Here is an 18,510-nt window from a genome sequence, read left to right on the forward strand (position 1 = left end):
CGACCTCGCCTCGCTCGGCCGCGCTATTTTCGTGGGCGGAGCGGCACAGGACCGCTCCGCCGTTCCCCGCGGCCTCGCTCCGCTCGGCCGCGCTGTCGGTGCGCTTTTGCTCCCACCCGAACCCCTCACGAGTATGACCGACGACGACGCCGGGGGCGACACGGACACCGACGAGGAACTCACCTACGCCGACGCCGGTGTCGATATCGACGCCAGCGAGGCCGCGACCGCCGCGCTAGTGTCGGCCGTCGGCGACGCCGGTGCCGAGGGGAGCGACTACGCCGGCCTGCTCGACATCGGCGACCGCTACCTCGCGCTCGCGACCGACGGCGTCGGGACGAAGCTCATCGTCGCGGAGGCGCTCGGCGACTACTCGACGGTCGGCATCGACTGCATCGCGATGAACGCCAACGATCTTGTCGCCGCCGGCGTCGACCCGGTCGCGTTCGTCGACTACCTCGCCGTCGACGAGCCCGACGAGACGTTCTCCGAGCAGGTCGGCGCCGGTCTGCGCGAGGGCGCCGAGCGCGCCGGTGTCGCGCTCGTCGGCGGCGAGACCGCGGTGATGCCCGAGGTGATCAAGGGCCTCGATCTGGCGGGCACCTGCGCCGGCCTCGTCGCCAAGGACGCCGTCTTCGACGGCCACGCCGAGCCGGGCGACGCGCTCGTCGGCTGGGAATCCTCCGGCATCCACTCGAACGGCCTCACGCTCGCCCGCGAGGCCGCGACCCGCGAACACGAGTACACGGATCCGTGTCCGTTCGACGGCTACGACACCGTCGGCGAGGCCCTCTTGGAGCCGACCCGCATCTACGCGGACCTGCTGGAGCCGATGCGCGAGCACGGCGTCCGCGGCGCCGCCCACATCACCGGCGGCGGCTGGACCAATCTGGAGCGGTTGGGGGAAAACCGCTACGAGGTCACCGACCCGTGGCCCGTCCAGCCGGTGTTCGAGTTCGTGCAAGAGCAGGGCAACGTCGCCGACGAGGAGATGCACCGCACGTTCAACATGGGCACGGGGTTCGTCGCCGCCGTCGACCCCGAACGGGCGGAGTCGCTGGCGGCCGAGACGGACGGTCGTGTGATCGGCACGGTCGCGGAGGGCGAGCGCGTGGCGATCCGCGGCTTGGTGCTGTAACCTACAGCCAAGCGTCCAACTTCTCCATCACGAACTGGTCTCGGTCCCCGTAGGCCTCGATGATGTCGAGAACGGCGTTCGAAACGTCGTAAGCCGAGGTGCGCTGCATGTCGAGCAGCATCACTCCACAGTGTTCCGACGGGCGCAGCGGCGCGAAGTCCTTCACGTCCGCCGTGATGACGATCCGATCGTTGGCGACAGCGTACGGAAGGACATCGGGTTCGTCCTTCACACCTTTTCCGAGCGCGTTCTGCACGTGTTCAGCGTCGTATCCCTCCGTTTCGAGTATCGCCGCGATCTTCGGCTCCTGGTTCTCATCGACAAGAAACGCCCACTCACGCCCCGACACGCTCACTCGGGGTTGACACCTTCGGGACGGTCGATCCGCGTCTCGACCTCCTCCATCGCCTCCGAGCGCTCGCGACGGACCTCCTCCATCTGGCGGGGATGCTCGTGGTAGTACGCGAGCGCCCGATACACGTCGGCCACGTCCAGATCAAGCCGGTCCGCAACGGTCTGCGGTTCGAGACCACGTCCCTCGACTCGCTCGTAGATCGTCAGCACACCGACCCTCGTTCCGTCTATTCGGGGCTCTCCCCCCAGTACGTCTCCAGTCTCCACGATTCGAGCGGAGGTTCCCCCGTTCGACGACGTGGTCTCACTCATACGACGTGATACGTGCAGTATCGTAGAAAGAGCTTCGCCCTGTGTACTTTCGAACCGGCTGTACCCGCCCTGTCGGTACCGTCGGTCGATCGCTCCGGACGCGATCCCACGGAGCGTGCCGGACCCCTCTTGGTCGCCCCGCTCCAACGCCTCGACATGACCGAGGAGTTCACGCTGGTCGGCGACCTCGTCGCCCGCGACCGCCGCAGCGAACGTCCGGCGCTCCACGCCGCGGAACTCGACCGCACGTACAGCTACTTCGATCTGTGCAACACCGCCTGCAAGGCCGGAAACGTCCTCAGCCACATCGGCGTCCGCGAGGGCGACCGCGTCGTCATCGATTCCGAGCCACGCCCGCAGGCAGTGTTCACTTTCCTCGGCGCTGGCCTACTCGGTGCCGTGACGCAGTTCGACGCCGACATCGACTCCGAGTGTGACGCCCGCGTGGTCGTCGTGCCGGTCGAGCGAGAACCCGAGTTCGACCTCCCCGGCGGCTCGAAGCTGTGCGCCTTCGGCGGCGACCCCGACCGCCCGGACACGACCCACTGGGAACAGGAGGTGTGGAGCGAGAACCCCGCGTTCCCGCCGACGTTCCACGACCCGGCGGACGCCGTGCTTCGGGATGCCGGCGCCGACCGCACGTACTCCCACGCCGACCTCCTCGAAGCGGCGCGGGAGGCTGCCGACGCGCTTGACCTCGATGCGGAGTCGCGGGTCGCGGTGCGCGCGCCGCTGTCGGACCCGCGGACGGTCGCCGCCGGCGTCGTCGCGCCGCTGGTGGTCGGCGGGACCGTCGCCTTGCCGGCCGGCGACGCGCCGCTTGACGCGACGGCGGCGGTCGTCGCGCCCGAGGCGGAGCCGCCTGAAGGACAGTCGATCGCCGTCGATACGGTGTCGCTGTAGATCGCCGCCGTCCAGCTCTATCTCGCCTCCTTCAGCGCTTCCAGCGCCTCGGGGTTCTCCATCGACGAGAGATCGCCGGGGTCCTCATCCTCGTAGACCGCCGAAATGGCCCGACGGATGATCTTCCCCGACTGCGTTTTGGGGAACTCCTCGACGAACAGGATCTCCCGTGGGCGGAACGGCTTGCCGTGCTCCTCGCCGACGAGTTCGCGAAGCTCCTCGCGCAGGTCGTCGCTCGGCTCGACCCCCGGTTCGAGCACGACGTACGCGGCGACCGCGGTGCCGGTGGTGTCGTCGGTGACGCCGACGGCCGCGGCCTGATTCACGGCGTCGTGGTCGATGAGGACGCCCTCGATCTCGGCGGGGCCGACCTTGCGACCGGCGACGTTGAGCGTGTCGTCGGCGCGGCCGTGGAGGAACCAGAAGCCGTCCTCGTCCTGCTGGGCCCAGTCGCCGTGGTTCCACATGGGCGGGTCCGTGAACGTCGACCAGTACTCCTCCAGGTAGCGCTCGTCGCCCGACCAGAGGCTCTTGGTCATCGACGGACAGGAGTCGCGCGCGACGAGATACCCCCGCTCGTGGGAGTCCGCGACGCTCTCGCCGGTCTCGTCGACGATGTCGATGTCCATCCCGAGTCCGGGACCGCCGAGCGTGCACGGCTTGAGCGGCCGATCGGGCATCGGCATGAGGAAACAGCCGCAGATCTCCGTGCCGCCGGAGATGTTGATTATCGGCACCTCGCCGCCGCCGACGTTGTCGTAGAACCACAGCCAGGACTCGGGGTCCCACGGTTCGCCGGTCGACCCGAGGGTCCGGAGACTGGAGAGGTCGTGGCCCTCGACGTGCTCGTCGCCGTGCTTGCGCAGCGCGCGGATCGCCGTCGGCGAGATGCCGAACTGCGTCACGTCGTGGCGGTCGATCGTCTCCCAGAAGCGGTCCGGACCGGGGTGGTCGGGCGCGCCCTCGTACATCAGGATCGTCCCGCCGAAGGTGTGGTTCCCGATGAGCGTCCACGGCCCCATCATCCAGCCGATGTCCGAGACCCACCAGAACACGTCGTCGGGCTTCTGATCGAACCCGAAGTGGATCTCCTTGGCGCACTGCAGCTGGACGCCGGCGTGGGTGTGGACGATCCCCTTCGGCGTCCCCGTCGTCCCGGAGGAGTACAGCAGCATCGACTCCTGATCGCTGGGCAGCGACTTGGTCTCGTACTCGGGGGACGCCTCGGCGACCGAGTCGCTCCACCACTCGTCGAGGTCGTCGTTCCAGGGGATGTCGATGTCCTGCTCCGGACCGCTCGCACCCAACCGGTCGTACACAACCACGTCCTCGACGTGCCCGACCGCCTCGATCGCCTCGTCGGCCGTGTCCTTCAGCGTGATCTCGCTGCCGCGGCGGTAGAAGCCGTCGCCGGTGAACAGCACCGAGCACTCGGAGTCGTCGATCCGGGTCGCCGTCGCGTCGACGCCGAAGCCGGAGAAGATCGGCACCGCGATCGCGCCGACCTTGAAGCAGCCGTAGAGGATGCTCATCACCTCCGGCACCATCGCCATATAGAGGCCGACGGTGTCGCCCGTCTCGACGCCCGTCGACTCCAGATAGTTGGCGACGCGGTTCGACTGCTCGTGGAGGTCGCCGAACGTCACCTCGCGCACGTCGCCGGGTTCGCCCTCCCAGACGCAGGCCACGTCGTCGCGTGCGTCGCCCTCGGCGTGACGGTCGAGGACGTTGTGCGCGAGGTTGATCTCGCCGCCGGGATACCAGTCGGTGAACTGCGGACCGTCCGCGTCGTCGCGGACGGCGTCGTACTCCTCATAGAAGTCGATCCCGAGGTAGTCGACCAGCTCGTCCCAGAACCAGTCGACGCCGGAGTCCGGCTCGCCGTCGAGGTCGGTCGTGGTGCGCTCGATCAGCGAGTCGTAGTCGTCGATACCGTACTCGCGCATGAACGCGCGGACGTTGGTCGCCTCGGCGAACGCCTCGCTGGGCTCGTGGACCACGGTGTCGGTGCCGATCCCGCGGTCCGGATCGTCGCTCATGGTCGGCCGTTTTTGCGGCGAGGGCAAGTAGTTTTACACGACTCCACGGCTGCGATCCGCGGACTCCCTACATCGCCGGCCCCTCGTCCGCAACAGAGCGAAGTACCGACGCCGAGTGTGACGGCGTATGACCGACGACCCAGCCGACGCGTTCGATCCGACGACCGCCTTCGACCCCGAGACCGCTTTCGACCTCTCCGGCCGCGTCGCCGTCGTTACCGGCGGTACGCGGGGGATCGGTCGCGCGATCGCGCTCGGCGTGGCGAACGCCGGCGCCGACGTGGTGCCGACGAGTCGTACCGCCGCCGACGTGGACGACGCCGTCGCCGCGGTCGAGTCGCGCGGCGTCGACTCGCTCGCGTGCCCGACCGACGTGACCGACACGGACGAGGTGACCGCGTTGATGGCGACCGTTCGCGAGGAACTCGGCGGCCCGGACATCGTCGTCAACAACGCGGGCGTCAACCCCGACGGCGCGCTCGGGCCGCCGGAGGCGACGACCGAGGACGCCGAGGAGTTCGTACTCGACGTGAACCTCCGCGGCGCGGTCCGCTGTGCCCGTGCGGCCGCCGAGTCGCTGCGCGCGAGCGACGGCGGGAGCCTGATCAACGTCGCCTCGGTGGGCGGCTTGGTCGGCCTCCCCCGACAGCACCCGTACGTCGCCTCGAAGCACGGCCTCGTCGGCGTGACGAAGTCGATGGCGCTCGACTGGGCGCCCGAGGTGCGTGTGAACGCGGTCGCGCCCGGCTACGTCCTCACCGACCTCACGGCCGACATCGAGGACAACGAGCGCCTGATGGACTCGATCCGTGACCGCACGCCGCTGGATCGCTTCGCCGACCCCGCGGAGGTCGCCGGCCCGGTCGTGTTCCTCGCGAGCGACGCCGCGAGCTACGTGACGGGCGCGTGCCTCGCGGTCGACGGCGGATGGACCGCGCGGTGAGGCGGCCCTCCCCCACCGGACCGCGTCACAGGCGGCGGATCCCCCACAAACGGTAACACACCGGCCCGCGTACCGTTCCTCATGTACGTCCGCGACGCCAAGAACCGGGACGAGGCGTGGCTGCTCGATCACATCGAAGCGATGGGGCTCGACGAGCGGTCGTTCCGGTCACGCGATTACGTCATCGCGGTCGAGGAGGGGTCGAACACCCGCGCCGGGTTCGGCCGCCTGCGGGTCCACAAGACCGACGACGGCGAGTTCGTTGAACTGACCGGGATCGGGGTGCTGGACTCGTGGCGCGGGCAGGGGATCGGCGCGCACGTCGTCGAGCGGCTGGTCGAGAAGGCCGGCGACCAGGAGTTCGACGAGGTGTACTGCTTCACGCCGACGGCGGCGTTCCTCGAACAGTTCGGCTTCGAGACGCTCGATGACGGCGAGGTCCCCGACGCGCTCGCCGACCGGCTCGAACAGGTCCGCGCCGACGAGGGCGAGAACGCGACGCCGCTGCGGCTCGACCGCGAGGAGTTCGTGTTGCCCGAGCGGTTCCGCGAGCGGTTCAAGGCCGCCTCCGCCGACGGGGACGGCGCGGAGCCGGAGGTGCAAGAGACCGCCGAGGACTTCGGTATCGACCCCGACGAGGCGACCTACAAGTACGATACCGGCGGGTGACCGCGGCCCGCCGAGCGGACCTACTTCCGGCGATCAGGTCCGACCTTCGAGGAAGTCCGTGGAGAACACGAGGTACGCGAGCATCGAACAGAACAGGACCGGCGGGAGGAGCAGAAAGCCCCACAGCGGTTCGAGCCCCTGGAGCAGGATCAACACCACGTTCCCGACCCCGATCGCGAGAAACGGCAAGACGGCGAGCGCGGCTCGTCGCCTGTTGCGCCCGGACGACTCCTCTGGCGGATCCTCCGGAGCGTCGCCGCCCGCCTCGGGCGTGTCCGCCGCCTCGCCCGTACTCGTGGCCATACTCGGAGTCGGGTCTACGCCCACAAAAACGCCCCGCTCGTCGCTGCCGTCGGTCCCGCCCGAGAAGATCCGAGTGGGTCGAGGCGACCCGATCCGTTCGAGTTAGTTGACCGCGTCGTCGTCGAACCGCGAGGCGACGATCACGAGACCGAACAGCACGACGAGCACCACGATCGAGAGCACCGCACCGTATATCGCGACGGCCGCCGGGGTTCCCGGGACGGTGACGACGCCGAACATCGCGACCGAGCCGACGGCGTTGTTCGCGGCGACGACGTAGCCTGCGGCGGCCGCGAACAGCGTCACGACCGCGGCCGCCCCGAGCAGGTACGGCCGGCCCGACACCTCGACGACCCTCGCTTCCCCCTCGATCAGGCTCCCCTGGCCGCCGACGGTGTCATCGCCGACTCGGTCGTCGCCGCCGTCCTCGACGTCGTCGGTGGCCGCTCGGTCGCTCACGGCCCCGCTTGGGTCGCCGGCGTCAAGGCGCTGTCGGGTACGACACCGCGGCGGTACGGGCAAGAGGGATGCGACGCGATACGGGGCCTGCGGGTGCGTCGCCGCGACGACACACCGTTAAGTACGAGCGGGCGGTCGGCTGAGATATGTCAGTCGACCCCGCCGACGACCCGCTGGTCGCGGCCGCCCGCGACGCCTTCGCCGACGCGTACGTTCCCTACTCGGAGTACCCGGTCGGCGCGGCGCTTCTGACCGCGGACGGCACCGTCTACGTGGGCTGTAACATCGAGAACGCCAACTACTCCAACTCCCTGCACGCCGAGGAGGTCGCGATCGCGGAGGCGGTGAAGCACGGCCACACCGAGTTCGACCGCCTCGCGGTCGCCTCCGACGCCGCCGACGGCGTCACTCCCTGTGGGATGTGTCGCCAGACCCTCGCGGAGTTCTGTGACGCCGACCTAGAGGTCGTCTGCGACGAGGGCGATGCAGTCACGACGTACACCCTCGGGGAGTTGCTTCCGGACACGATCAGTCTCGAGACGCTCACCGACGCCGCGGAACGCCGCCGGCAACGGTAGTCGGCGACCGCGAAGTCGACACCCGGACAGAACAGCTCACGACCCGACCGACAGCTGCTGCTCGGCACCCCATCGACCAGTCAGATCGCCGGGGCCGACCGAGACCGGGTCCACAAAAATCGAGGAGTTCGGCGTCCGCAACGCGCCCGGCGACGACGGCCGTGCCCACGGTCGCGTCGTCGCGTCGCCGGGTACGAGTCGCCGTGTTTCGGCGGCGTCGTCGCCGCTCGAAGACGGAGTTACTCGAAGAGTTGGACGGCCTGGTCGTAGCGGGTGGCGGGTTCGGTCCAGTCGACGACCTCGAAGAACGCGGAGACGAAGTCGCCGCGGGCGGGGCCGTAGTCGTAGTAGTAGGAGTGTTCCCACACGTCCAGCGCGAGGATCGGGTGGCCGCCCCAGATCGCGCCCTGGTCGTGCTTGTCGACCACGACGTTGCGGAGCTGATTGCTGAACGTGTCGTACACGAGTAGCGCCCAGCCGCTGGCGTTGCCCGCGGCGGCCTCGAACTCGCCCTTCCAGGCCTCGTAGGAGCCGAAGTCCTCGGCGATCCGGTCGGCGAGCGCGCCCGAGGGCTCGTCGCCGCCCTCGGGGCTCATGTTCTGCCAGAACAGGTCGTGCAGGATGTGTCCCGAGGAGTTGTGCGTCACGTTCCGGATCGCTCCGGGCGAGGAGGAGAAGTCGCCCTCCTCACGGTTTCCTTCGAGCGTCTCCTCGGCGCTGTTCCAGCCGTTGACATACCCCTGGTGGTGGGTATCGTGATGCCACGTCAGCACCTGCTCGGAAATGTGCGGTTCGAGTGCGTCGTAGTCGTACGGCAACGGATCGAGGTCGTAATCGGTCATAATTGTATTCCTCCGACTACTACAACGGCGTAATAGCTGTTAAAGATTGAGAAGAGGACTGTTAGCAGTTCACAAGAGCGTTTCGGAGCCAGCCCAGTCGTCGCAGGCACGGGGTCGCCGGACGGTCTCGTGGGACGAGCATGCGGATGCCGGCGTCGAACTCGCGGTCCACCTCGCCGGTACCGACGGAGGAAGGCCCCCGCGACGACGACGGGACGACGTGCGCGAGTGGCGCGGCGTCGGGCTGGTCGGCGGCTGGCAGGTGTCGGCGAGCGTCTGTTTTTATGCGGTGTTCGCGACGACGGCGTTCCTCCGCGCGGACTTCGGCCTTACACGCTTCCGGACGGGACTCGCCGTGACGGCGGTGATCGCGGGCTACACGCTGTCGCTGTTCGCGGCGGGCGCGGTCGTCGACGCCTACGGCGAGCGGCTCCCGATGGTCGGCGGCCTCCTCGCGATGGGCGTCGGCTGCGTCGCCGTCGCGGTCGCGCCCTCCTACCCGCTCGTGCTCGCGTCGCTCGTGCTGCTCGGCGTCGCCTACGCGACGGCGATGCCGGCGACCAACCGTGCGGTGCTGGTCGTCGCCCCGGAGGGTCGCCGGAACCTCGCGATGAACGTGAAGCAGGTCGGCGTCACCGTCGGCTCCGGACTCTCGGCGGGGCTGATCACCGTCGCCGGCGCCGGCGGCGACTGGGAGACCGGGTTCCTCGTCGCCGCCGCGGTCGCGGTCGTCGTGGCGCTGGCGTTCGCCCGCGACTACGAGGACCGGGCGGGCTCGGGTACCCTCTCGATGCCAGACGTGCGCGGCTTGCTGTCGGGCCGGGGGTACCGCGGCCTGCTCGTCGCGGGCTTCTTCCTCGGCGCGGCGGTGTTCACCACCACCGGCTACGTCGTGCTCCACATGACCGACGCCGTGCTCGCGTCCGCGACCGTCGCGGGGGGCACGCTCGCGGCCGTGCAGGTGACGGGGAGCCTCGGCCGCCTCGGCGGCGGCGCCGTCGCCGACCGCCTCGCGACGCCCGCGGTCGCGGCGAACGCCCGAGTCCTGTTCGTGCAGGCTGTCGTCAGCGTCGTCGGCTTCGTCGCCGTCACGCTCGTCGGCGGACCGCTCGTCGCCGCCGCGGCGTTCGCCCTGCTCGGCTTCTTCGTGCTCGGGTTTCCGGGGATGTACTACGGCTGTCTCACCGCGCTCGTCGACGACGACGAGGTGGGGGCGGCCACCGCGGGGGGCCAGACCGCGATCAACCTCGGCGGCCTCGTCGCGCCGCCCGCCTTCGGCTACCTCGCCGACACCGGGGGCTACGCGCTCGGCTGGTACACGCTCGCGGGCTGTGCGGCGCTGGCGGCGGTCGCGCTCGTGCCGCTCGTCCGAGAGTAGGGCGCGGGACTACGAGTCGCAACCGGGCCTACTCGGCGCCGGCGATCGCGCCCGGTTCGTAGGCGTCGTGCTGTCGGGTGTACTCCATCGTCGTCGCGACCGACTCGGCGATCTTCGCGCCGGCCTCCCGCTCGACAATGTGCAACGCGAGGTCGATCCCCGAGGTGACGCCGCCGGCCGAGAGCACGTCGCCGTCGTCGACGATCCGTTCCTCGCGCACGTCGGCGTCGGTGTCGCGGAGGTCCTCCAGCGCCGAGGCGTGGGTGACCGCGGGTCGGCCGTCGAAGACGCCGGCTTTCGAGAGGAGCATCCCGCCGGTGCAGACGGACGCGACCGTGGCGCCGGCGTCGTGGTGGGCGGCCACCGCCTCCGGGATCGCGCCGCGCTCGTACTCGGCCCACGCCCCCGCCTCGTTCCGGTCGTTCCAGCCGCCGCCGGGAACGACGAGCAGGTCTATCTCGCCCGGATCGGCGAGCGCGCCCTCCGCCTCGACGCGCATCCCGTGGCTCGCGGTGACGACGCCGGCGTCGTCGAGTCCCACGAGCCGCGTGCGGAAGTCGGCGCCGGCCGCCTCGGCGGTGCGGAACACCTCGAACGGGCCGACCGCGTCCAGTTCGTCGAACCCCTCGTACAGCAGAACGTCGATGTCCATGTCCGTTCCTCGCCCCCCGTGGACAAAGTCGTATCGCGGATCGTACGGGGCAGTCAGTCGGCGCCGGCGCGTTCCTCCTCGGCCTCGCCGCGGGCGCGCTTGAACATCGACAGCGCCGCCTCCCGCATCTCGGAGTGATCGACGATCGGATCGGGATAGCCGGGGGCGAGCTGTCGTCGCCGGCCGACGGAGAGCTCGTGCCACGAGTGGACGCTCTCGGCGGAGACGCTCGCGAGTTCGGGGACGTACTCGGAGATGTACTCGGCGTCGGGATCGTAGCGCTCGCCCTGCGTCATGGGGTTGAAGATCCGGAAGTAGGGCTGGGCGTCCGTCCCGGTCGAGGCGGCCCACTGCCACCCGCCGGTGTCGTTGGCGGTGTCGTGGTCCGCGAGGTGCTCCCTGAAGTGCTCGTAGCCGTGGCGCCAGTCGAGCAGGAGGTCCTTCGTGAGGAACGACGCGACGATCATCCGCACTCGGTTGTGCATGTACGCCTCCTCGCGCAGTTGGCGCATGCCCGCGTCGACGATCGGGTAGCCCGTCTTCCCCTCCTTCCACGCCCGCAGGTCCACCATCGCCTCCTCGCCTTCGCGCCAGTCGATGGGGTGCTCGTACTCCTTGTAGTTCTTCGTCACCACCTCGGGGTTCGCCCACAGCACCTGCGCGTAGAACTCCCGCCACGCGAGTTGTGACTGGAACTCCTCGACGGACGCGACCGGACCGGACTCGTCGTCTCCATCGTCGTCGTTCCCGTCGGCCCCGCCGTCCCCTCCATCGCCCGCCATCGATTCCGCCTCGGTCGTCGCCTCCGCCGTTCCCATTGCCTCCTCGGTGGCGACGTACACCTCCCGCACGCCGATCGTTCCCCACTTGAGGTCCGCCGAGAGCCGGGACGTCGCCTCCTTCGCGGGGTAATCGCGGTCATCGTCGTAGCGGAAGACGGCGTCCTCGCGGAACGCGGCGAGTCGGTCGCGGGCGGCGGCGGTGCCGGCGGACTGCACGTCAGCCGTCGGCTCCTCGAAGCCGAGGTCCGCGATGCTCGGGAGCGCGGCCGCGTCGACGGCGTCCACGTCGACGAGGTCGGCCGCCGTCGGCGCGTCGAACGGGTCGGCCTTCTCCCGGTCGCGCCACTTCTTCCAGAAGTAGGTGAACACGGCGTAGGGGTCGCCCTTGTTCGTCGTGATCGTCCCCGGTTCGTGTTGCACCGCGTCGTGGTGGGTTTCGCGGGCGACGCCGGCGTCGTCGAGTGCCATCCTGACGCGGGCGTCGCGCTCGCGGGCGAGCCCGGAGTAATCCTCGTTCCAGACGACCGCGTCGGCGCCGTAGTCGGCCGCGAGCGCCGGGAGCACCTCGGCGGGGTCACCGCGGGCGACGACGAGATCCGAGCCGCGCTCGCGGTAGTCGTCGCGCAGCTCCGCGAGCGCGTCGAGCATGAAGCGCACCCGCGGGCTCGCGGCGTGGCTCAGCACGTCCTCGTCGAACACGAACACCGGAACGACCGCGTCGCCGTCCGCGGTCGCCTCGGCCGCGGACGCGAGCCCGCGGTTGTCGGCGACTCGAAGGTCCCGCCGGTGCCAAAACAGGCGCATGAAACCGGACACGGGCGCGACGGTAGTAACGTTAGTGGCGGACCGCGAGTGCTCCCGCTCGCAGCAACGCGAGCGACCGCGCCGTCACAGTGGTTCGATCCCGTCGCGCCGCCCGTCGAGGACGGCGAACCGCTCCCCGCGGCGCCGCTCCAGCAGGTGCAGCAGGCGCTCGGCCCAGTCGAGCTTCCGAGCCTTCATGCCGCCCACGTCGGGGTCGTCGAAGTCCCAGCCGGGGAAGACGAGCCGCTCGGCGCCGCAGCGGTCCGCGAGGAACGCCGTCCGGTCGCCGTCGGTGAAGCCGCCGTAGTTGGCGACCGCGTCGACCGGGGCGGCCTGCGTCGTGACGAGCGTGTGCACGGCGTCGTAGCGGGGGAGCCACTCGTCGACCAGATCGCCGTTGTCGCCGTGGGCGTGCGCGACGACGACCGCGCCGCGGTCGGTCCGTTCGAGGCCGGCCTCGGGATTCTTGTCCAGATCGGTCACCATCGCGTCGGCGTCGACGCCCTCGGCGGCGAGACGGTCGGCGGCGGTCGACGCCGCGAACACGAGGTCCGCGTCGCGGGCGAGGTCCACGTCAGCCTCCAGCGACGGCCCCGCGCCGGCGACGGCGACGGTCGCGCCCGCGCAGTCCAGCCGGTCGAGGTCGAACGGCTCGGCGTGGACGGCGGCGCGGTCCCTGACCGCCTCGTCGGCGGCGCGGTCGAACCCGAAGTCGGCGAGGATCGCCTCGTAGATCGGCTCCCAGTCGGTGAATTCCATGGCGGTGCCTAGCGGTGTAGCGGTTCGCAGTAATACGGGATCGGGCCGAAAGCACACCAGAGTACCCCTACCCGCGGTGCCCTTCCGGCTTCCACCGTCCGCTATCGACCGATCGGGTATAAGTTTTCTTACTCTGGCGGACGTGTGACGGACGACAGCGCGGCGTCCAACGCCTCCGTAGCCCCGCTCGCGGCCGCTGCGGCCGCCGCTGTTTCGGCGATGGTCCCGAACAACAGCGCGGACGATTCCCCCCTGTCGGAAACCAGTATCGCCGACGTATCGGCGGTTGCGGCGCGTAGCGCCCCGATCTCCTCGAGATCGAGTCCGTCGAACTCGTACACGCGAGCGACGGCGTCGGCAGCGACGGCGGGGTCGCCGCCGAGTCGGTCGACGTGCCGGCGGGCGTCCCCCGTCGTCGCCACGTCGAGTTCCTCGACGGAGACCTCGCCGCCTCGACGCGTCCGATCGCGGGCGAACTCCTTCCCGATGAGCGCCGCGTCGCGCGTCTCGGCCACGTCGTGCGTGCGGACGATATGGGCGCCGCGCTCGACGGCCATCGAGGTGGCCGCCAGCGAGACGGGCAGTGCCCCCTCGGTGTCGCGGCCGGCGACACTCCGGAGGAAGTTCTTCCGGTTGATCGACACGAGGATCGGCCGGCCGTAGCCGCGGAACTCCCGGAGGCGATGGAACGTCTCCCGGTCGTCCTCCAGGGTCTTCTCCTCGGACCAGCCCCCGAACGCGGGGTCGACGATGGTCTTGTCGGTGAAGCCGTTCAGCGACAGCGCCTCGTAGATGTCGTCTACGGCCTCGACAGCGCCCGGGCGCTCCAAGTCCGGCGGCGACGCCATCTTCGCCACGGCAGCGTCGTATGCCTCACAGACGCGAGGCATCTCGGGGTCGGCGAACCCGCAGATGTCGTTCACCATGTCGAAGCCGCGGTTCAGGGCCGCCTCGGCGACCTCGTGGTACCGCGTCTCGATCGAGAAGACGGCGTCGCCGGAGACGCTCTCGATGGTCTCGATCGCGGTGTCGAGCCGCTCCAGTTCCTCCTCGGCCGAGAGCACCTCGAATCGCTTGTTCGCCGACTCGAGTCCGATGTCGACGATGTCGGCGCCCTCGCCGATCAGCTCCTCGTCGACGTACGCCGCCGCGTCCCCGGGGTCGTCGTACACGCTGGGGTCGTACGGGGACTCCTTCGAGACGTTCAACACGCCCATGATCCGCGGCGGGTGATCGTCGCCGATCGGCAGGCCGGCGGCGTCGACAGTTCGCATGAACCGTGACAGGGGAGGCTCGCGTTTCGATGTTGTGATCGCGGAGGCGACGGTTCGACATCGGTGCAGAACGGTAGTTCGCTGGCTCCCAGAGCGCGCCGCTTATCCCGGACGCGCGGCAAGGCGAGGCAAATGGGTAAGGTGAGTATCGGCCTGCGCGGCTGGCGCTTCGACGAGGACGAGATCTTCACCGACGCCGGCGGGTGGCGGCCGCTGGAGGAGATCCCGAAGGAGCCCCGCCACCGGCTCGTGCGGCTCCAAGTCGTGATGAACAAGCCCTGCGACGCCTGCTACCTGATCCACGGCGAGGAGAACAAACAGCAGTGTCGCCCCGCGAGCATCGTCTACGGCGAGCCCCTCGACGAGGTGCTGCTGTGTGACGAACACGAGGCGGAGTTCCTGTTCTGGTTCCGCGAGCGCGGCGGCGCCTCGATCGCCGGCGAGGAGACGTTCCGCGACGCGTTCCACGAGTGGTTCGACGACGGCGGCCGCGCCCCCGACGGCTACGGGGGGATGGAACACGTCGAGGAGGCGCCCGAGGAACTGCCCGACCTCCGCGATCCGGAGGACCTGTACGAGGGCGAGGACCTCCTCGCGGACGAGCGGCCGGACTTCGACGAGGAATCCGACGACACCGCGGTCGCCGAGGCGGAAGACGGATCGGCGGGGGACGCCGACGGCGTCAACGGCGACGACGCCGATGCGGACACGGACACGAACGCGGACGATGACCTCTCTGTCGACGACCTCGATCTCGATCGGGAGTACCCGACATGAGCGAGGAGTCGGCCGCGGACGCCGGCAACGCTGACCGCGAGTTCGTCGTGGTCGTCGTGGAGCCGGAGACGCCGGGCAACGTCGGTACCATCGCGCGGGCGATGAAGAACTTCGGACTCACGGACCTGAAGCTGGTCGACCCGCCGGAGATCGACCGCGACAGCGAGGCGTACGGCTTCGCCGGCCACGCCCGCGAGGACGTGCTCCCGAACGCCGACACGGTGACGCTCGAGGAGGTCGTCGAGAACTACCACACCGTCGGCACCACCGCGATCACCGGCGAGGACGCGCGACGCCACGTTCGCTACCCGTTCAAGACGCCCGCCGAGTTGCGCGAGTCGCTGGCGACGGTCGACACCGACACCGCGCTGGTGTTCGGCCGCGAGGGGACCGGGCTGAACAACGAGGAGCTCGAACAGTTGGACGAGCTCATCTCCATCCCCGCGAATCCCGACTACCCGGTGATGAACCTCGGGCAGGCGGCGACCGTGACCCTGTACGAGCTGCGGTCGCTGTTTCTCGACGAGTACCAGCTTCCGGAGGTCGAGCACGAGCGCGCCGACGAGCCGGAGATCGAACGGTTCTACGAACAGTTCCACGCGTTCCTCGCGCAGGCGGAGTCGCGCGACCACAAGCGCGAGCGCAGCGAGCGCCTGATCCGGCGGCTGGTCGGGCGCGCACATCCGACGAGCAAGGAGATGACGACGCTGACGGGCGTGTTTCGGCGGGCGACCGATCTCATGGAACACGCCGACCACAGCGAGCGCGAGCGCGACGGAGCGCACGACGACGAACGCGACGACGAACGACGGGCCCGCTGACGGCGACCGGCGCGTTCGCTGACGAGGACCCCGTAACCGCCGCCTACTCGTCGCTTCGGCGGAGGTACATCACGTTCCCGATCATCGAGAACACCGCCTCGTCATCTTGGTTGTACGTCCGCGTTCGCGCCCGGACCAGCCCGCGCTCGGGACGTTCGGGTACTTTCTCCAACACCTCGTTCTCGATGCGGAGGGTGTCCCCCGGCCGCACAGGCACCAGCCAGCGGAGCTCGTCGACCCCCTTCGCGCCGACGGTCGCGGCGTCGGCGAGTTGACTCTCGACGAGCAGGCGCATCGTCATCGCGGCGGTGTGCCAGCCGGAGGCGATCACGCCGCCGTAGGGCGACTCTTCCGCCGCGCGGTCGGGGTCGGTGTGGAACCACTGTGGGTCGTACTGCTGGGCGAACGACAGCACCTCCTCGCGGGTCACCTCGTAGTCGCCGTGCGCCTCGACCGTGCCGACCTCGACGTCCTCGTAGTAGACTGTCATGGCCGGCGATCCACGTGCGAGCACATGAAACCCGGTGTGGGGGATCGCGGTACGCGTCGACTACCGGTCGCTCATCGGATAGCGCCGACGTGAAACGACGTGAACGGTCGACGCGCCTATATCGGTGAGCGGCGTGTCCTTGAACGCCCCTACCCGCGTGTGCCACTTGCACACTGCTCGGTCGCGCCGTCGGAGAATGGACCCGTTGTCGCGTGGCTCCGACGGTGCGACCCGTTTCTTATCGCCCCGGAGCCGTCGCCACGGTAGTCGTCACGTGTCCCGCTCCGAGCGCGATCCGGACCGGTTTTGGGCGCGCGGGGAGAATCCTGACGTAATGGACGACGATCTCACGGAGCGCGTGCGCGCGGAAGCGGAGACGCACGCCCTCTATAATGCCCTGAAGCACGGTTCCGATCCGGAGGTGGGCGCCATCATGGGCCCGCTGATGGGCGAGAATCCCGACTTCCGACCGCACGGCGACGAGGTGCCCGGCGTCGTCGCGCCGGTTGTCGGAGAGATCTCGGGGATGAGCGACGAGGAGCGCCGCGAGCGACTGCTCGAACTCGCGCCCGAACTGGTCGAGGAGTTGGAGACGGAAGACGAGGAGGACGATCAAGTACTCCCCGACCTCCCGAACGCCGACGAGTACGACGAGATCCGGATGCGGCTCGCGCCGAACCCGAACGGCCCGTGGCACCTCGGCTCCGCGCGGATGCCCGCGGTCATCGGGACGTACAAGGAGATCTACGACGGTTGGATGCTCTGCCGGTTCGACGACACCGACCCCGAGACCAAGCGTCCGGACCTGGACGCATACGACGAGATCCTCGACGCCATCGGCTACCTCGGCTTCGAGCCCGACGAGGTGCTGAAGGCGAGCGACCGCGTCGAGACGTACTACGAACACGCGCGCGATCTCATCGAGAAGGGCGGCGCCTACACCTGCTCGTGCCCGGCCGAGCACTTCCGAAGCCTGAAGGCCGACGCTGAGCCCTGCGACCACCGCGACAAGTCCGTCGAGACCGTCCACGAGGAGTTCGAGGCGATGGTCGACGGCGAGTACGCCGACGGCGAGATGGTCCTCCGGGTGAAGACCGACATCGAGCACAAGAACCCCGCGATGCGCGACTTCGTCGCCTTCCGGATGGTCGACACGCCCCACCCGCGCGAGGAGGCGGCCGACTACCGCGCGTGGCCGATGCTCGACTTCCAGTCGGGCATCGACGACTACCTGACGGGCGTCACGCACATCATCCGGGGTATCGACCTTCAGGACTCCGCCAAGCGCCAGCGCTTCGTCTACGACTACTTCGGCTGGGAGTATCCCGAGGTCGTCCACTGGGGCCACGTCCAGATCGACGCCTACGACGTGCCGATGTCCACCTCGACGATCAAAGCGCAGGTCGACTCGGGCGAGTTGACCGGCTGGGACGACCCGCGCGCGCCGACGCTCGCGTCGGTGAAGCGCCGCGGGATCCGCGGACAGGCCATCGTCGACGCGATGGTCGATCTGGGCGTGTCCACGAGCAACGTCGATCTGGCGATGTCGAGCATCTACGCGAACAACCGCGACCTGATCGACGACGACACCGACCGACGGTTCCTCGTCCGGAACGGCGTCGCCTCCGACGCGACCGACCGCGATCGGCTGCCCGGAGGCGCCGTCGAGGCGTTCGACCTCGCCGGCGGCGTGCCCGACGCGGGCCACCCGCCGCTGCATCCCAACCACGAGGACCGCGGCGACCGCGACGTTCCCGCGAGCGAGGCCGTCCTGCTGGAGTCGGAGGACGTGCCCGCCGACGGCGAGCGCGTCTGGCTGAAGGGGTTCGGCTGTCTCCGCCGCGACGGCGACGACCTCGCGTGGGTCGGGACCGACATCGACCTCGTGCGCGAGGAGGGCGTTCCGGTGGTCCACTGGGTCGGCGCCGGCGACGACGAGCACGTCCGCGTGCGACTCCGCACGATGGACGGCGACGTGGTCGGCTACGCCGAGCCCGGCTACGCCGACTACGACGTGGACGGTCTGGTGCAGTTCGAGCGCGTCGGATTCGCCCGATTCGACGCCGCGCCCGACGACGACGCCGAGGAAGCGGAACCCGGCGAGTACCTCGCCTTCTACGCGCACCCGTAGGCGACCGGGACGACGCCCGTCTCGCTCGAGCTCGTTCGATCTCGTTCGATATCGCCCTCGAGTTGGGGACAGACACTACCGGCAACGGTACCTCTTTCCCAC

Annotated in this window: 20 protein-coding genes; 9 read left to right on the plus strand and 11 right to left on the minus strand. The window is 69.5% G+C overall.

The window, feature by feature from the left end:
* Positions 1 to 133 precede the first annotated feature (133 nt).
* Complete coding sequence (gene purM / locus ABJD39_RS13730) at positions 134 to 1,138, plus strand: phosphoribosylformylglycinamidine cyclo-ligase (RefSeq protein WP_348609805.1); 1,005 nt, start codon at positions 134 to 136, stop codon at positions 1,136 to 1,138.
* A 1-nt stretch (position 1,139) separates the two neighbouring features.
* Here purM and ABJD39_RS13735 read toward each other — a convergent pair whose 3' ends face one another.
* Both ABJD39_RS13735 and ABJD39_RS13740 read right to left on the minus strand, forming a co-directional pair.
* A complete protein-coding gene (locus tag ABJD39_RS13735; protein WP_348609808.1) occupies positions 1,140 to 1,493 on the minus strand; it encodes a DUF5615 family PIN-like protein in 354 nt (117 codons plus the stop codon).
* Complete coding sequence (locus ABJD39_RS13740) at positions 1,490 to 1,804, minus strand: DUF433 domain-containing protein (RefSeq protein ID WP_348609811.1); 315 nt, start codon at positions 1,802 to 1,804, stop codon at positions 1,490 to 1,492. The genes ABJD39_RS13735 and ABJD39_RS13740 overlap by 4 nt, the downstream gene beginning before the upstream one ends.
* 156 nt (positions 1,805 to 1,960) lie before the next feature.
* Between ABJD39_RS13740 and ABJD39_RS13745 the strand changes: the two genes are divergently transcribed.
* Positions 1,961 to 2,707 carry an AMP-binding protein gene (locus ABJD39_RS13745; protein ID WP_348609814.1) on the plus strand — a complete coding sequence of 249 codons (747 nt, stop codon included), beginning with the start codon at positions 1,961 to 1,963 and terminating at the stop codon, positions 2,705 to 2,707.
* Between the two features lie 17 nt (positions 2,708 to 2,724).
* Here ABJD39_RS13745 and ABJD39_RS13750 read toward each other — a convergent pair whose 3' ends face one another.
* Positions 2,725 to 4,746 (minus strand): AMP-binding protein, encoded by a 2,022-nt coding sequence (locus ABJD39_RS13750; protein ID WP_348609817.1) that lies wholly within the window; start codon positions 4,744 to 4,746, stop codon positions 2,725 to 2,727.
* A 127-nt stretch (positions 4,747 to 4,873) separates the two neighbouring features.
* Between ABJD39_RS13750 and ABJD39_RS13755 the strand changes: the two genes are divergently transcribed.
* Both ABJD39_RS13755 and ABJD39_RS13760 read left to right on the plus strand, forming a co-directional pair.
* A complete protein-coding gene (locus tag ABJD39_RS13755) occupies positions 4,874 to 5,689 on the plus strand; it encodes an SDR family NAD(P)-dependent oxidoreductase (protein WP_348609820.1) in 816 nt (271 codons plus the stop codon).
* A gap of 81 nt (positions 5,690 to 5,770) precedes the next feature.
* The gene (locus ABJD39_RS13760; RefSeq protein WP_348609823.1) at positions 5,771 to 6,358 is read left to right on the plus strand and encodes a GNAT family N-acetyltransferase; all 588 of its coding nucleotides are present in this window, start codon (positions 5,771 to 5,773) and stop codon (positions 6,356 to 6,358) included.
* 33 nt (positions 6,359 to 6,391) lie between these two features.
* Here the strand turns inward: ABJD39_RS13760 and ABJD39_RS13765 are convergent, their stop codons facing one another.
* Together ABJD39_RS13765 and ABJD39_RS13770 are read right to left on the minus strand one after the other, a co-directional pair.
* Positions 6,392 to 6,661: a hypothetical protein gene (locus tag ABJD39_RS13765; protein WP_348609825.1), complete on the minus strand. Its 270-nt coding sequence runs from the start codon at positions 6,659 to 6,661 to the stop codon at positions 6,392 to 6,394.
* A gap of 102 nt (positions 6,662 to 6,763) precedes the next feature.
* The gene (locus ABJD39_RS13770) at positions 6,764 to 7,120 is read right to left on the minus strand and encodes a DUF7520 family protein (protein ID WP_348609827.1); all 357 of its coding nucleotides are present in this window, start codon (positions 7,118 to 7,120) and stop codon (positions 6,764 to 6,766) included.
* A 146-nt stretch (positions 7,121 to 7,266) separates the two neighbouring features.
* Here ABJD39_RS13770 and cdd point away from each other — a divergent pair, with 146 nt between their 5' ends.
* On the plus strand, positions 7,267 to 7,698 hold the full coding sequence (gene cdd, locus ABJD39_RS13775; RefSeq protein WP_348609830.1) for a cytidine deaminase: 432 nt from the start codon (positions 7,267 to 7,269) through the stop codon (positions 7,696 to 7,698).
* A gap of 239 nt (positions 7,699 to 7,937) precedes the next feature.
* Here the strand turns inward: cdd and sod are convergent, their stop codons facing one another.
* A complete protein-coding gene (sod, locus tag ABJD39_RS13780; protein ID WP_348609832.1) occupies positions 7,938 to 8,540 on the minus strand; it encodes a superoxide dismutase in 603 nt (200 codons plus the stop codon).
* Positions 8,541 to 8,760: 220 nt separating this feature from the next.
* On the opposite strand from sod, the gene ABJD39_RS13785 reads away from it, so the two are divergent.
* The gene (locus ABJD39_RS13785; RefSeq protein ID WP_348609835.1) at positions 8,761 to 9,918 is read left to right on the plus strand and encodes an MFS transporter; all 1,158 of its coding nucleotides are present in this window, start codon (positions 8,761 to 8,763) and stop codon (positions 9,916 to 9,918) included.
* A 28-nt stretch (positions 9,919 to 9,946) separates the two neighbouring features.
* Here ABJD39_RS13785 and ABJD39_RS13790 read toward each other — a convergent pair whose 3' ends face one another.
* From ABJD39_RS13790 to ABJD39_RS13805, 4 genes are all read right to left on the minus strand, one after another.
* A complete protein-coding gene (locus ABJD39_RS13790) occupies positions 9,947 to 10,570 on the minus strand; it encodes a DJ-1/PfpI family protein (RefSeq protein WP_348609838.1) in 624 nt (207 codons plus the stop codon).
* Positions 10,571 to 10,623: 53 nt separating this feature from the next.
* A complete protein-coding gene (locus ABJD39_RS13795) occupies positions 10,624 to 12,156 on the minus strand; it encodes a cryptochrome/photolyase family protein (protein ID WP_348609841.1) in 1,533 nt (510 codons plus the stop codon).
* Between the two features lie 84 nt (positions 12,157 to 12,240).
* Positions 12,241 to 12,915 carry a 6-hydroxymethylpterin diphosphokinase MptE-like protein gene (locus ABJD39_RS13800; protein WP_348609844.1) on the minus strand — a complete coding sequence of 225 codons (675 nt, stop codon included), beginning with the start codon at positions 12,913 to 12,915 and terminating at the stop codon, positions 12,241 to 12,243.
* Between the two features lie 128 nt (positions 12,916 to 13,043).
* Positions 13,044 to 14,189 (minus strand): dihydropteroate synthase, encoded by a 1,146-nt coding sequence (locus ABJD39_RS13805; protein WP_348609847.1) that lies wholly within the window; start codon positions 14,187 to 14,189, stop codon positions 13,044 to 13,046.
* 132 nt (positions 14,190 to 14,321) lie between these two features.
* Between ABJD39_RS13805 and ABJD39_RS13810 the strand changes: the two genes are divergently transcribed.
* Both ABJD39_RS13810 and ABJD39_RS13815 read left to right on the plus strand, forming a co-directional pair.
* Complete coding sequence (locus ABJD39_RS13810) at positions 14,322 to 14,966, plus strand: hypothetical protein (protein ID WP_348609850.1); 645 nt, start codon at positions 14,322 to 14,324, stop codon at positions 14,964 to 14,966.
* A complete protein-coding gene (locus ABJD39_RS13815) occupies positions 14,963 to 15,787 on the plus strand; it encodes an RNA methyltransferase (protein ID WP_348609853.1) in 825 nt (274 codons plus the stop codon). The genes ABJD39_RS13810 and ABJD39_RS13815 overlap by 4 nt, the downstream gene beginning before the upstream one ends.
* Positions 15,788 to 15,830: 43 nt before the next feature.
* Here the strand turns inward: ABJD39_RS13815 and ABJD39_RS13820 are convergent, their stop codons facing one another.
* On the minus strand, positions 15,831 to 16,277 hold the full coding sequence (locus ABJD39_RS13820; protein ID WP_348609856.1) for a MaoC family dehydratase: 447 nt from the start codon (positions 16,275 to 16,277) through the stop codon (positions 15,831 to 15,833).
* Between the two features lie 334 nt (positions 16,278 to 16,611).
* Here ABJD39_RS13820 and ABJD39_RS13825 point away from each other — a divergent pair, with 334 nt between their 5' ends.
* Complete coding sequence (locus ABJD39_RS13825; protein ID WP_348609858.1) at positions 16,612 to 18,408, plus strand: glutamate--tRNA ligase; 1,797 nt, start codon at positions 16,612 to 16,614, stop codon at positions 18,406 to 18,408.
* Positions 18,409 to 18,510: the final 102 nt, after the last annotated feature.

This window comes from Halobaculum rarum, from assembly GCF_040025155.1.
In the GTDB taxonomy this organism is placed as follows: Archaea; Halobacteriota; Halobacteria; order Halobacteriales; family Haloferacaceae; genus Halobaculum; species Halobaculum rarum.

Excerpts from the sequence above, each read along its gene's own strand:
- ABJD39_RS13745 (WP_348609814.1), top strand. The coding sequence starts at position 1,961 with ATGACCGAGGAGTTCACGCTGGTCGGCGACCTCGTCGCCCGCGACCGC.
- ABJD39_RS13810 (WP_348609850.1), top strand. The coding sequence starts at position 14,322 with ATGGGTAAGGTGAGTATCGGCCTGCGCGGCTGGCGCTTCGACGAGGAC.
- sod (WP_348609832.1), bottom strand. The coding sequence starts at position 8,540 with ATGACCGATTACGACCTCGATCCGTTGCCGTACGACTACGACGCACTC.
- purM (WP_348609805.1), top strand. The coding sequence starts at position 134 with ATGACCGACGACGACGCCGGGGGCGACACGGACACCGACGAGGAACTC.
- ABJD39_RS13805 (WP_348609847.1), bottom strand. The coding sequence starts at position 14,189 with ATGCGAACTGTCGACGCCGCCGGCCTGCCGATCGGCGACGATCACCCG.
- ABJD39_RS13825 (WP_348609858.1), top strand. The coding sequence starts at position 16,612 with ATGGACGACGATCTCACGGAGCGCGTGCGCGCGGAAGCGGAGACGCAC.
- ABJD39_RS13815 (WP_348609853.1), top strand. The coding sequence starts at position 14,963 with ATGAGCGAGGAGTCGGCCGCGGACGCCGGCAACGCTGACCGCGAGTTC.
- ABJD39_RS13790 (WP_348609838.1), bottom strand. The coding sequence starts at position 10,570 with ATGGACATCGACGTTCTGCTGTACGAGGGGTTCGACGAACTGGACGCG.
- ABJD39_RS13795 (WP_348609841.1), bottom strand. The coding sequence starts at position 12,156 with ATGCGCCTGTTTTGGCACCGGCGGGACCTTCGAGTCGCCGACAACCGC.
- ABJD39_RS13800 (WP_348609844.1), bottom strand. The coding sequence starts at position 12,915 with ATGGAATTCACCGACTGGGAGCCGATCTACGAGGCGATCCTCGCCGAC.
- ABJD39_RS13755 (WP_348609820.1), top strand. The coding sequence starts at position 4,874 with ATGACCGACGACCCAGCCGACGCGTTCGATCCGACGACCGCCTTCGAC.
- ABJD39_RS13820 (WP_348609856.1), bottom strand. The coding sequence starts at position 16,277 with ATGACAGTCTACTACGAGGACGTCGAGGTCGGCACGGTCGAGGCGCAC.
- ABJD39_RS13765 (WP_348609825.1), bottom strand. The coding sequence starts at position 6,661 with ATGGCCACGAGTACGGGCGAGGCGGCGGACACGCCCGAGGCGGGCGGC.
- ABJD39_RS13760 (WP_348609823.1), top strand. The coding sequence starts at position 5,771 with ATGTACGTCCGCGACGCCAAGAACCGGGACGAGGCGTGGCTGCTCGAT.
- cdd (WP_348609830.1), top strand. The coding sequence starts at position 7,267 with ATGTCAGTCGACCCCGCCGACGACCCGCTGGTCGCGGCCGCCCGCGAC.
- ABJD39_RS13750 (WP_348609817.1), bottom strand. The coding sequence starts at position 4,746 with ATGAGCGACGATCCGGACCGCGGGATCGGCACCGACACCGTGGTCCAC.
- ABJD39_RS13740 (WP_348609811.1), bottom strand. The coding sequence starts at position 1,804 with ATGAGTGAGACCACGTCGTCGAACGGGGGAACCTCCGCTCGAATCGTG.